The sequence below is a fragment of the Dietzia sp. Cai40 genome (genome assembly GCF_014145165.1).
Lineage (GTDB): Bacteria > Actinomycetota > Actinomycetes > Mycobacteriales > Mycobacteriaceae > Dietzia > Dietzia natronolimnaea.
On sequence record NZ_JAALEB010000033.1, the window covers coordinates 1 to 11,543 of the forward strand.

Annotated in this window: 12 protein-coding genes; 4 read left to right on the forward strand and 8 right to left on the reverse strand. The window is 69.4% G+C overall.

Going from position 1 to position 11,543, the window contains the following annotated elements; genetic code table 11:
* Nucleotides 1-34: 34 nt before the first annotated feature.
* The 7 genes from G6022_RS01565 to G6022_RS01595 are packed head-to-tail and all read right to left on the reverse strand — an operon-like array spanning nucleotide 35 to nucleotide 6,470.
* Nucleotides 35-505, reverse strand: coding sequence for a metal-sulfur cluster assembly factor (locus tag G6022_RS01565; RefSeq protein WP_179525310.1), 471 nt, complete (start codon nucleotides 503-505; stop codon nucleotides 35-37).
* Nucleotides 506-510: 5 nt separating this feature from the next.
* Nucleotides 511-963 carry a Fe-S cluster assembly sulfur transfer protein SufU gene (sufU, locus tag G6022_RS01570; RefSeq protein ID WP_179525311.1) on the reverse strand — a complete coding sequence of 151 codons (453 nt, stop codon included), beginning with the start codon at nucleotides 961-963 and terminating at the stop codon, nucleotides 511-513.
* Nucleotides 960-2,219 (reverse strand): cysteine desulfurase, encoded by a 1,260-nt coding sequence (locus G6022_RS01575; protein WP_179525312.1) that lies wholly within the window; start codon nucleotides 2,217-2,219, stop codon nucleotides 960-962. The genes sufU and G6022_RS01575 overlap by 4 nt, the downstream gene beginning before the upstream one ends.
* An 18-nt stretch (nucleotides 2,220-2,237) precedes the next feature.
* Nucleotides 2,238-3,008 (reverse strand): Fe-S cluster assembly ATPase SufC, encoded by a 771-nt coding sequence (gene sufC, locus G6022_RS01580; protein ID WP_179525313.1) that lies wholly within the window; start codon nucleotides 3,006-3,008, stop codon nucleotides 2,238-2,240.
* A gap of 56 nt (nucleotides 3,009-3,064) precedes the next feature.
* On the reverse strand, nucleotides 3,065-4,273 hold the full coding sequence (sufD, locus tag G6022_RS01585) for a Fe-S cluster assembly protein SufD (protein WP_182638525.1): 1,209 nt from the start codon (nucleotides 4,271-4,273) through the stop codon (nucleotides 3,065-3,067).
* 5 nt (nucleotides 4,274-4,278) lie between these two features.
* A complete protein-coding gene (gene sufB, locus G6022_RS01590; protein WP_179525315.1) occupies nucleotides 4,279-5,736 on the reverse strand; it encodes a Fe-S cluster assembly protein SufB in 1,458 nt (485 codons plus the stop codon).
* Nucleotides 5,733-6,470, reverse strand: coding sequence for an HTH domain-containing protein (locus G6022_RS01595; RefSeq protein ID WP_179525316.1), 738 nt, complete (start codon nucleotides 6,468-6,470; stop codon nucleotides 5,733-5,735). Before G6022_RS01595 ends, sufB begins: the two co-directional genes overlap by 4 nt.
* Nucleotides 6,471-6,632: 162 nt before the next feature.
* Between G6022_RS01595 and mptB the strand changes: the two genes are divergently transcribed.
* The 4 genes from mptB to G6022_RS01615 are packed head-to-tail and all read left to right on the forward strand — an operon-like array spanning nucleotide 6,633 to nucleotide 11,003.
* The gene (gene mptB / locus G6022_RS01600; protein WP_182638524.1) at nucleotides 6,633-8,219 is read left to right on the forward strand and encodes a polyprenol phosphomannose-dependent alpha 1,6 mannosyltransferase MptB; all 1,587 of its coding nucleotides are present in this window, start codon (nucleotides 6,633-6,635) and stop codon (nucleotides 8,217-8,219) included.
* 23 nt (nucleotides 8,220-8,242) lie between these two features.
* Nucleotides 8,243-9,178, forward strand: a complete 936-nt coding sequence (locus G6022_RS01605) for an ABC transporter ATP-binding protein (RefSeq protein WP_182615376.1) — start codon at nucleotides 8,243-8,245, stop codon at nucleotides 9,176-9,178.
* Nucleotides 9,175-9,966 carry an ABC transporter permease gene (locus G6022_RS01610; protein WP_182638523.1) on the forward strand — a complete coding sequence of 264 codons (792 nt, stop codon included), beginning with the start codon at nucleotides 9,175-9,177 and terminating at the stop codon, nucleotides 9,964-9,966. Before G6022_RS01605 ends, G6022_RS01610 begins: the two co-directional genes overlap by 4 nt.
* A 38-nt stretch (nucleotides 9,967-10,004) precedes the next feature.
* Complete coding sequence (locus tag G6022_RS01615; RefSeq protein ID WP_182638522.1) at nucleotides 10,005-11,003, forward strand: COX15/CtaA family protein; 999 nt, start codon at nucleotides 10,005-10,007, stop codon at nucleotides 11,001-11,003.
* Nucleotides 11,004-11,083: 80 nt separating this feature from the next.
* Here G6022_RS01615 and G6022_RS01620 read toward each other — a convergent pair.
* A partial coding sequence (locus G6022_RS01620; protein ID WP_187701243.1) for a hypothetical protein occupies nucleotides 11,084-11,543 on the reverse strand: 460 nt, incomplete at its 5' end.

The window sequence follows — 11,543 nt, forward strand, 5'->3', positions numbered from 1 at the left end:
CGCAGGCCAGCCACGCCACTTGTTCAGCAGTCTCCTAGACCGTGAAGCCGATCGCCCGGAGCTGTTCCCGGCCGTCGTCCGTGATCATCTGAGGACCCCACGGCGGCATCCACACCCAGTTGAGCTCGAGGTCGTTGGCCAGGTCGGAACCCACCACCGCGCTTCGGGCCTGGTCCTCGATCACGTCGGTCAGCGGGCAGGCCGCGGAGGTCAGCGTCATGTCCACGCGCGCGATGGTGGACCCTTCGGTCTCCCCCGGGCGGACCCAGATGTCGTAGACCAGCCCGAGGTCCACCACGTTGATCCCGAGCTCGGGATCGACCACGTCGCGCATGGCCTCCTCGAGGTCGGCGACCAACGCGAGGTCCTCCTCCGACTGCTCGGGGCGATTGGGGTCGGGGCGGAATTCACCGTTGTAGACGGTGCCCGCCGCGGTCGCGTTCTCCTCCGCCGACGTCGCGTCGTCGACCGACGGGTCGTTGGCCGGGGTCATCTGCTCGGTCATGTCACTCACTCCTGATGCTGTTCGGTCTGTCGGCCGAGAGCGTCCCTGTATGCCATCCAGCCCAGCAGCGCGCACTTGACGCGCGCCGGGTATCGGGACACCCCGGACAGGGCGACGGCGTCGTCGAGGATCTCCTCGTCGCCCTCGTGCTTCCCGCGGGACGAGATCATCTCGTGGAAGGCGTCGTAGGCCTCGAGGGACTCCGACACCGTGCGGCCGACGATGAGGTCGGCCATCATCGAGGTGGACGCCTGGCTGATCGAGCACCCCTGCGCGTCGTAGGACACGTCCTCGATCGTCGACCGGTCGTCGGAGAGTTGCAACCGCAGCGTCAGCTCGTCGCCGCAGGTCGGGTTGACGTGATGCACCTCGGCCCCGAAGGGCTCCCGCAACCCGCTGTGGTGCGGATGTCGGTAGTGGTCCAGGATGACTTCCTGGTACATCTGTTCGAGCTTCACGACCGCGCACCTCCCACTCCGAAGAACTGCTGGGCCCGGCGCAGCGACCGGGCGAGCACCTCGACCTCGTCGAGGGTGTTGTACAGCGCGAACGAGGCCCGGACCGTGGACTGCACGCCCAGTCGGCGGTGCAGCGGCCACGCACAATGATGTCCCACCCGTACCGCGACACCGTCGTCGTCCAGGACCTGGCTCACGTCGTGGGCGTGGACGCCGTCGACCACGAAGGAGACGGCACCGCCCCGCGCGACCATGTCACGGGGACCGACGATCCGGATGCCGGGGATCTGGCCGAGGGCCTCGAGGGTGGCCGCGGTGAGCGACTCCTCGTGACGGGCGACCGTCTCCATCCCCACGCTTTCGAGGTAGCGCACGGCGGCGGCGAGGCCCACGGCCTGCGACACCATCGGCACACCGGCCTCGAACCTCTGGGGCGGGTCGGCGTAGGTCGACTTCTCCATGGTCACGGTGGAGATCATCGATCCGCCCGTGAGCACCGGCGGCATGGCCCGGAGCAGCTCCCGACGTCCGTAGAGCACGCCGATGCCGGTGGGACCGAGCATCTTGTGTCCCGAGAACGCGGCGAAGTCCACCCCGAGTCCGTGGAAGTCCACGGCCATGTGCGGGACGGACTGGCACGCGTCCAACACGACGAGCGCGCCCACCGCCTTCGCGGCCTCGACGACGCGCGCCACGTCGGTCACCGCGCCGGTGACGTTGGACTGATGGGTCAGCGCGACGACCTTGACCGCGTCGGTCAGCCGGAGAGAATCGAGATCGATCCGTCCGTCGTCGGTCACGCCGTACCACTTCAGCGTGGCACCGGTGCGGCGGCACAACTCCTGCCAGGGCACCAGGTTGGCGTGGTGCTCGAGCTCGCTGATCACGACCTCGTCACCCGGGCCCACGGAGTACGGACCGAATCGGTCGTCCCCGAGCGCGAAGGCGACGAGGTTGAGCGCCTCGGTGGCGTTCTTGGTGAACACGAGCTCGTCCACATCGGCCCCGACGAACCCGGCGATCGCGGCGCGCGCGTCCTCGTAGGCGTCGGTGGCCTCCTCGGCCAGTTGGTGTGCGCCCCGGTGGACGGCCGCGTTGGAGCTCAGGAGGAAGTCCCGCTCCGCGTCGAGTACCGGGATCGGGCGCTGCGAGGTCGCCCCGGAATCCAGGTAGACCAGGGGCTTTCCGTCACGGACCGTCCGCTGCAGGATCGGGAAATCCGAGCGGACGGCCGTGATGTCGAGGGTCGAGGTCATGTTCTCCCAGCTGTCCGATCAGGCGTTCGCGGGCGTGAGGTACTTCTCGTACCCCTCGGCCTCGAGCTCGTCCGCCAACTCCGCCCCACCGGAGGCGGCGATCCGGCCGTCCACGAAGACGTGGACGCGGTCGGGCGTGATGTACCGAAGGATGCGGGTGTAGTGCGTGATGAGGAGGATTCCGCCGTTCTCCTCCGACCGGTAGCGGTTCACGCCGTCCGACACCACGCGCAGCGCGTCCACGTCGAGACCGGAGTCGGTCTCGTCGAGCACGGCGATCTTGGGCTTGAGCAGATCCAGCTGGAGGATCTCGTGGCGCTTCTTCTCGCCGCCGGAGAAGCCCTCGTTGACGCTGCGCTCGGAGAAGGCCGGATCGAAGTCGAGGTCGGACATGGCCTCCTTGACCTCCTTGACCCAGTGCCGCAACTTGGGTGCCTCGCCCCGGACCGCGGTGGCCGCGGTGCGCAGGAAGTTGGCGGTCGAGACCCCGGGGATCTCGGTCGGGTACTGCATGGCCAGGAACAGGCCGGCGCGGGCGCGCTCGTCGACCTCCATCGACAGGACGTCCTCGCCGTCGAGCGTGACGGTCCCGCCGGTGACCTCGTACTTGGGGTGGCCGGCGATGACGTAGGCGAGGGTCGACTTGCCGGAGCCGTTGGGGCCCATGATGGCGTGGGTCATCCCCGACTCGATGGTCAGGTCGACGCCCTTGAGGATGTCGACGGTCTCGGCCGAGTCGGCCGTTGCCGCGACGCGGGCGGTCAGGCCCTTGATCTCGAGAATGGTCATTGGTGTGCTCGCAATCTTTGTGAAGTCTTCGGGGGTGGTCTCTCGGGGGTCTGGGATCAGATCCCGGAGGACTGCAGTTCCAGCTCGACGGCCTCGGCGATCCGCTCACGTACCTCCGGCACGCCGATGCGGTTGATCACCTCTCCGAAGAAGCCACGGACGACCAGTCGCCGGGCGACGTCCTCGGCGATACCCCTGGACATGAGGTAGAACAGGTGCTCCTCGTCGAATCGTCCCACCGCGCTGGCGTGGCCGGCGCCGGCGATCTCACCGGTCTCGATCTCGAGGTTCGGCACCGAATCCGCGCGGGCCCCGTCGGTGAGGACGAGGTTGCGGTTCATCTCGTAGGTGTCGGTCCCCTCGGCGGCGGCGCGGATGAGGACCTCGCCGATCCACACGGTGTGGGCGTCGGGCAGGTTCGACGACGCATCGCCCTGCAGAGCGCCCTTGTAGAGGACCCGCGAGGTGCAGTGGGGAACAGAGTGGTCGACGAGCAACCGGTGTTCGATGTGCTGGCCGTCGTCCGCGTAGTACAGACCGTTGATGTTCACCGTGCCCCCGGGGGCCGTGAACGTCGCCAGTGGTGCGATCCGGACGAGTTCGCCACCGAAGGTCACCGCGGTGTAGGTGAGGGTCGAGTCGCGACCGACCTGCAGGTGGTGATTGGCCATGTGCAGCGCGTCGTCATCCCAGTCCTGGATGAGCACCACTTCGAGGTGGGCCGAGTCGCCGACGATGAACTCGACGTTCTCGGCGACCGTCCCCCCGCCGCGCTGGTCCACCACGAAGGTGGCGTTGGCGAACGGCTCCAGGCGGATCTGGGCGTGGCCGTAGGCAAGTTCGCCCTCCCCCGGTCCGTCGACCGTCACGTACACGGGGTCGGCCAGGACGGTCTCCTTGGCCACGGTCAGCACGGTCGCGGTGTCGACGGAGCTGAAGGCCTGCGCCGCGACGCGGTCCCGGGGTGCCCCGGCCTCGCCGATCCGCTTGTCGTCGGTCCCGACGCTCTCGACGGTCAGTCCGTCACGCTCGGCGACGGAGACGAGCAGGTTCCCGGTGGCCGTGACGCGCGATCCGTCGTGGATGCCGCGCAGCCGCTTGAGCGGGGTGAAGCGCCAGATCTCGTCCTTGTGGCTCGGGACCTCGAACGCGCCGACGTCGAAGGAGGAGAACTGGTCGCCCTTGGTGGCGGTGACGGGGACGCCGTAGCGATCCGTCACCGGGGTGGGGCCGGTTCCGGTGGTGGGTGAAGTGGTGTCGGTCATGGCGGTCAGCCCACCGATCCTTCCATCTGGAGTTCGATCAGGCGGTTGAGCTCGAGGGCGTACTCCATGGGGAGCTCCTTGGCGATCGGCTCGACGAATCCGCGCACGATCATGGCCATCGCCTCGTCCTCGGCCAGTCCGCGGCTCATGAGGTAGAACAACTGGTCCTGGCTCACCTTGGAGACGGTGGCCTCGTGACCCAGGGTCACGTCGTTCTCGCGGATGTCGATGTAGGGGTACGTGTCGGACCGGCTGATGTTGTCCACCAGCAGCGCGTCGCACTCGACGTTCGACTTGGATCCCTTCGCACCGGCGTTGATCTGGATCAACCCGCGGTACGCGGAGCGACCGCCGCCTCGCGCCACCGACTTGGAGACGATGTTCGAGGAGGTGTTGGGCGCCAGGTGCAGCATCTTCGAGCCGGTGTCCTGGTGCTGACCCTCCCCCGCGAACGCCACGGAGAGGACCTCGCCCTTGGCGTGCTCGCCGGTGAGCCAGACCGCCGGGTACTTCATGGTCACCTTGGAGCCGATGTTGCCGTCGATCCACTCCATGGTGGCGCCCTCCTCGGCCCGGGCGCGCTTGGTGACGAGGTTGTAGACGTTGTTCGACCAGTTCTGGATGGTCGTGTAGCGGCAGCGGCCGCCCTTCTTGACGACGATCTCGACCACGGCCGAGTGCAGCGAGTCCGACTTGTAGATCGGCGCGGTGCACCCCTCGACGTAGTGCACGTAGGCACCCTCGTCGACGATGATGAGCGTGCGCTCGAACTGGCCCATGTTCTCGGTGTTGATGCGGAAGTAGGCCTGCAGCGGGATGTCCACCTGGACACCCGGCGGGACGTAGATGAACGAGCCGCCCGACCACACCGCGGTGTTGAGGGCGGAGAACTTGTTGTCACCGGCCGGGATCACGGAACCGAAGTACTCCTCGAAGTACTCGGGGTGCTCCTTGAGTGCGGTGTCGGTGTCCATGAAGATGACACCCTGGCTCTCGAGGTCCTCGCGGATCTGGTGGTAGACCACCTCGGACTCGTACTGGGCCGCGACGCCGGCGACCAGACGCTGCTTCTCCGCCTCCGGGATGCCGAGCTTGTCGTACGTGTTCTTGATCTCCTCCGGCAGGTCCTCCCACGAGGTGGCCTGCTTCTCGGTGGACCGCACGAAGTACTTGATGTTGTCGAAGTCGATCCCCGACAGGTCCGAACCCCATCCGGGCATGGGCTTCTTGTAGAACGTCGCCAGCGCCTTGAGTCGCTTGGCGAGCATCCACTCGGACTCGCTCTTCTTGGTGGAGATGTCACGCACCACGGCCTCCGAGAGGCCGCGCTGGGCTGTGGCACCGGCGGAGTCGGAATCGTGCCAACCGTAGTTGTACTGACCGATCGAGGCGATCCGCTCCTCATCGGTGGTCGGCTCGTGCACGGTGACGTCGGCCGTCACCTGATCTGGGGTGATGGTCATCGCACAGTCCTTTCGGGGGTCGGAACCGACGCGTCTGCGCCGGCCGCTGCGGGGATGGTCGCCGCCAGGTCACCGGCGGTCACCATCCCCGTGGGGATGTTCGTGGTGCAGGCGCAGTCTCCGCCGGCGATGGTGGCGAGGCGCTGGACGTGGGTGCCCACGATCTCGGCCACCACCTCCTGCTCGGCCTCGCAGAGTTCCGGGAACTGGGACGCGACGTTCCACACCGGACAGTGGTGCTGGCAGATCTGGAGGCCTGATCCGGCGTCCTCGATCGACGCGGCATATCCCGAATCCGAGAGGGCGACGGCGATGTCCGTCGCCGCACGCTCGACGTCCTGCGGTCCCTCGGCGGGCCGGACGTGTCCGATGACCGAGCGGACGCGCTGGCGGGCGAAGTCCGCGACGGCGGCGGTGCCGCCGACGCGTCGCAGGGCGGACAGGGCCTCCACCGCCAGGTGGTCGTACCCGTGCTGCGCGGACCTGCGGCCCGTCGCGGTGACCTGGAACGCCTTGGCCGGCCGACCGCGGGTGCCGGCCGGGCGGGTCCGGGTGGCCTCGACCTCGCCGGACTCGACCAGTTGGTCCAGATGTCGGCGGACACCGGCAGCGGTCAGCCCGAGCTCTCGTCCGATCTCTACGGCGGTCAGCGCTCCTCGTTCCAGCAGGAGTTCACGGACGGCCGAGCGGGTGTCGGGCCGCGTGCTGCTCTCGTACGCGTGCTGCACGCTCATCTGCCACTCCCTTCCGGCTATGCTCGGTGCGCCCCGTGCGGGACGCACCACCTCATATTACGCAACACTTCCGTGACGGAAATATTCCCACCCCCCCGGTGAGTCCGGCGGTGCCGTCGGAATGTGACCTGCGACACCCACTGTGGAGAGAGGCTGAGGTCAGTGGCACCCAGGTTCCCGGTACGCGGCGCGGGGTCGGTGACCGCCCGACTCCACACCGAGGAACGGTTCACCGGGGCCCCACCGTCGGCTGAACTGGCCCGACTCCGTCGGATCCGCAGGATCGGCACCACCGCGGCCGTCGCGATGGCGGTGGGTGCCCTGGGCGCCGGCGCCCTGCCGGTCCTCCAGAACCCCGTCGCGGGCGAGCGGTTGTTCGGCTTGTGGCTCAGGGTGCAGCAGTCCTCCATGACCGTGGTCATGACCGGGATGGTGGTGGTGACGCTCTGCTGGCTGTTGCTCGCCCCGTACGTCCTCGGCCGGGATCGCCGGGGACGGCTGAGCGGCCGCATCGACAGGGCCACACTCGACCGCATCATCGCGTCGTGGGCGATTCCGCTCGCGCTGGCCCCGCCCATGTTCAGCAAGGACGTCTACAGCTATCTGGCCCAGGGCGCGATCGGCAACACCCTCGACGACCCGTACGCGCTGGGTCCCGTGTCGGCGCTGGGCACCTCCCACGCCTTGACTGTCAACGTCCCGGACATCTGGCGGGACACGCCGAACCAGTACGGCCCCCTGTTCCTCGGCGTGCAGAAGGTGATCCACACGCTCACGGGGGACGACGTGGTGGCCGCCACGATCCTGCACCGGGTGGTCGCCATCATCGGGATCCTCATGCTGGGCTGGGCTGTCCCGCGCTTGGCGGAGTACTGCGGGGTGTCGGACGTGGCGGCGCTCTGGCTGGCGGTGGCCAACCCGCTCGTGCTGTTCCACCTGGTGTCCGGGATCCATTCCGAGTCGCTCATGATGGGGCTGCTGGCCGTCGGGCTCGTGCTGGCCCTCCGCGCGGTGGACTCCCCGGAGTCCGGCCGTCGGACCACGGTTCTCTTCGTCGTGGGGACCGTCCTGGTCACCGGGTCGGCGCTGGTGAAACTGCCCACCGTCGTCGCCCTGGGTTTCGTCGGGATGGCGCTCGCCCGTCGTTGGGGTGGCGGGTATCTCGCCACCGTGCGGGCGGCGCTGGTGATGGTGGTCATCAGCGGTGCCACCACCGGACTGGCCATGCTCGCGACCTCCTCGGGCCTCGGGTGGATCACGAAGCTCGGAGCGGCCACGTCCCTACGCAGCTGGCTCTCACCGCCCACTGCTCTGGGGGTGATCGTCGGCGGGATCGGGCAGTACCTCGGACTGGGTGACCACACCGCCCAGATCCTGGTGATGGTGCAGACCGCGGCGCTCGTGATCGCCGGCGTGTTCACCGTGAGGATGCTGTTCGCGGTCTCCGCCGGGCGGATCGACCCGGTCGGCGGCCTCGGGGTGTCGATGGCGGCCATCGTCCTGTGCTTCCCCGTCGTCCAACCCTGGTACGTCCTGTGGGCGCTGATCCCGCTCGCGGCGTGGGCCTCGCGGATGGAGTTCCGGATCCCCGTCGTGGCGGTCAGCGCCGTGCTCGCCTGCTTCACCCTCCCGCCGGGTGCGGGCCTGCCGCCGTTCGTCACCGTCCAGGCGTGGGTGGCCACCGTCGTGGCCGTGACGGTCCTGCTGATCGCGATGTTCCGCTGGCCGGGGCTGTTGCGCTTCCGGTAGTCGACGCGGCCTAGAATGCTCCCGTGACCTCACGCACCGACTCCCCCGCGCTCCACGTCGAGGGACTCGTCAAGAGGTTCGGGGAGACCACGGCCGTGGCCGGTCTGGACCTCCGACTGGACCGCGGTGAGGTGATGGCGCTCCTCGGTCCCAACGGCGCCGGCAAGACCACCACGGTCGAGGTCTGCGAGGGATTCCTCCGGCCTGACGGTGGATCCCTCCGGGTGCTGGGGTTCGACCCGGTGTCCGACCGTCAGCGGGTCCGCAGCCGGATCGGCATGATGCTGCAGGGCGGCGGGGCGTACCCCGCGGCGCGTGTCGGGGAGATGGTCCGTCTGGTCGCCTCGTACTACGCGGACCCCCTCGACCCGGACTGGCTCCTCGCCGAACTCGGGCTCAGCGACCACGTCTCGACCCCCTACCGGCGTCTGTCCGGCGGCCAGCAGCAGCGACTCTCGCTCGCCATCGCGGTCATCGGCCGACCTGAGCTGGTGTTCCTCGACGAGCCCACCGCAGGTCTCGACGCGCAGTCCCGGCGGGCCGTGTGGGACCTGGTCGGGGCGTTGCGTCGCGACGGTGCCGCCGTCCTGTTGACGACGCACCTCATGGACGAGGCCGCCGCCCTGGCCGACGAGGTCGTGATCATCGACCACGGCCGCCGTGTGGCCGCCGGCTCGCCGGCGGAGCTCGCCCGGGCGGGGACGTCCGAAGGCGTGACCCTGGTCGTCGACGGTGAGGCCTCCCCGGGTCTCCTGAGTGAGGCGATCGGTCCGGACCACACGGTGACGACGGGGTCCGCGGCGGGGGTCCTGGAGGTCCACGGCCCGGTCTCCCCCGAACTCATGACCACCCTCTGTGCCGCGCTCGAGAAGGCCGACGTCCAGCTCACCTCCCTGGCCACCCGCGCCAGGAGCCTCGAAGAGGTATTCCTCGACCTGACCGGACGGGACCTGCGATGACCGACACCCAGACCGGCGCCAACCGCTTCGCGCCGGGCACGTTCGCCCGCCCGTCCGCACCCGCCCCCCTCCTCCGTATGGCCGCGTCGCAGACACGGATGGAGCTGACGCTGTTCCTGCGCAACGGTGAGCAGCTCCTGGTCGCCCTGGTGATCCCCGTGGCCGTGTTGTTCGCGCTCACCGCGATCGAGTTCGGTTCGATCCCACAACCGAGGATCGACTACGCGATCACGGCGGTGTTGACCCTCTCCGTCATGGGTACCGCGTTCACCGGACAGGCGATCGCCGTCGGCTTCGACCGTCGTTACGGCGCGCTGAAGAGACTCGGCGGGACCCCGCTCCCACCGGCCGTCATCATCGGCGGCAAGATCCTCGCCACGCTGATCCTGGTGGCCGGCCAGGCTGTCCTGCTCGGTGCGATCGCGGCCGGGCTCGGCTGGCGCCCCGGAGCGGCCGGGCTGGCGGTGGGCGCGGTGATGATCGCGTTCGGATCGGTCGCGTTCTCCTCGATGGGGCTCCTCCTCGGGGGGACTCTGCGGGCCGAGGTCGTGCTGGCACTGGCCAACCTCATCTGGTTCGTCCTCATCGGCGCGGCCGGGCTGGCGATCGGTGTGGCGGCCCTGCCCGGGTGGCTGCACGACCTCCTCGTCGTCGTCCCGTCGTACGCGCTGACCAGCGCACTGGTCACGGCGATCGACGGAGGGTTCCCCGCCGTGGCGGCCCTGGTCCTGGTCGGGTGGACCGCGGTCTGCGCCGGACTGGCCGTGCGGCACTTCTCCTTCACCTGATCGCGGAGCCGTCTGCGCGCCCGCCTAGAATCGGGGGCGTGACCTCGACTTCGCACGCCCCGAACCCCGGCAGCCATGCCACGAGCGAACCCCCCGGACCGACGGGACCGTTGTCCCGTCTGCCGATGCCGTCGATCCGGCTGCAGAAGGGCCTCGCGCTGGCCAACGTCTTCGCCCAGATCGGCATCATGACCACCGGGGTCACCGTTCGGGTGACCGCCTCGGGGCTGGGCTGCGAGACGTGGCCGCGGTGCAACCAGGACAGTTTCGTGCCCGTCGCCGGCGCCGGACCCGCGATGCACCAGGCCATCGAGTTCGGCAACCGGCTCCTGACCTTCGTGCTGATCGCGATCGCGGCGGCCCTGCTTCTCGCGATCCATCGTGCCGGCCGTCGCCGCGGGCTCAAGGTGCTCGCCTGGGCGATGCCCGCGGGGATCCTGGCGCAGGCGGTGATCGGGGGCATCACGGTCCTGGCCGGCCTGGTGTGGTGGACCGTCGCGCTCCATCTGCTCCCGTCCATGATCCTGGCCTGGCTCGCGGCCGTCCTGTTCGTCCGGATCGGGGAGGCCGACGACGCCCCCGCCCGCCGTGTCCTGCCCCCGCCGTTGTCCTGGCTCATCGTCCTGTCCGCGGTGCTCCTGGCCGGTGTGCTGGTCACCGGCACCATGGTCACCGGGGCCGGGCCCCACGCCGGTGACGCCCGCATCGAGGCCGCCGACCGCCTCCAGATGCCGATCCAGTGGCTGGTCCACTTCCATGCCGAACTGATGGTCGGGTACGTCTGCCTGCTCATCGGTCTGGCGTTCGGCCTTCTCGCGTTGCGCGCCCAGGGACCGGCCATCCGGCGCTGCCTGATCCTCATCGCGATGATCGCGGCACAGGCCGTCGTGGGGATCACCCAGTACCAGCTGGGGGTGCCCGAGGTGCTGGTGGTCCTGCACGTGACGCTGGCGGGGGCCATCACCGCCGTGACCGGCGCACTCTGGGCCTCGGCGGTCATCAGGGACCGGGCGGACGGGAGTCCGCGGCCCGCGTAGTCCGACCGGCGGCAGGGCCCGCCTGACGCGAATGCGGAACGGCCCCGCCGTGGCGGGGCCGTTCTCGTCCTACCGGGGTCTCAGAGCAGGGATCCGGAGCCGGCCATGCGCTTCCAGTGGCCCGCGGGCACATCGGTATGGGAGACCAGTTCACGGGTCCAGTCCGAACCGGTGAGCCCGGGAACCGAATCGCGCACGGCCTCGGCCTCGGCGAGGGTGTCGACCATGTAGTCGTCCATGACCCCGTCGGCGCCCACGAACGTCAGACGGATCCCCGTCCGACCGGTGGGCTGCAGGACGAGATCGGCCGCGCCGCCATGGCGGGCGAGGAACTTCTTGACGAACTTCACGGCGCCCGGGGGCGGTGTCGGGCCCGCCGGAACGCGCTCGACCTTGATGGGATCGATCTTCTCCGACGGCGCCTTCTCCGCCGCCTGCTTCTCGACCGACTTGTCCTCGGCGGCCGGCTCGTCCGCCGGAGGAGTCGCGGCGGGCTGGGACGCGGCAGGGGCGTCGGCGGGCCGGGAGGCGGCGGAGGGC

Excerpts from the sequence above, each read along its gene's own strand:
- G6022_RS01565 (WP_179525310.1), bottom strand. The coding sequence starts at position 505 with ATGACCGAGCAGATGACCCCGGCCAACGACCCGTCGGTCGACGACGCG.
- sufB (WP_179525315.1), bottom strand. The coding sequence starts at position 5,736 with ATGACCATCACCCCAGATCAGGTGACGGCCGACGTCACCGTGCACGAG.
- G6022_RS01610 (WP_182638523.1), top strand. The coding sequence starts at position 9,175 with ATGACCGACACCCAGACCGGCGCCAACCGCTTCGCGCCGGGCACGTTC.
- G6022_RS01595 (WP_179525316.1), bottom strand. The coding sequence starts at position 6,470 with ATGAGCGTGCAGCACGCGTACGAGAGCAGCACGCGGCCCGACACCCGC.
- G6022_RS01575 (WP_179525312.1), bottom strand. The coding sequence starts at position 2,219 with ATGACCTCGACCCTCGACATCACGGCCGTCCGCTCGGATTTCCCGATC.
- sufD (WP_182638525.1), bottom strand. The coding sequence starts at position 4,273 with ATGACCGACACCACTTCACCCACCACCGGAACCGGCCCCACCCCGGTG.
- sufC (WP_179525313.1), bottom strand. The coding sequence starts at position 3,008 with ATGACCATTCTCGAGATCAAGGGCCTGACCGCCCGCGTCGCGGCAACG.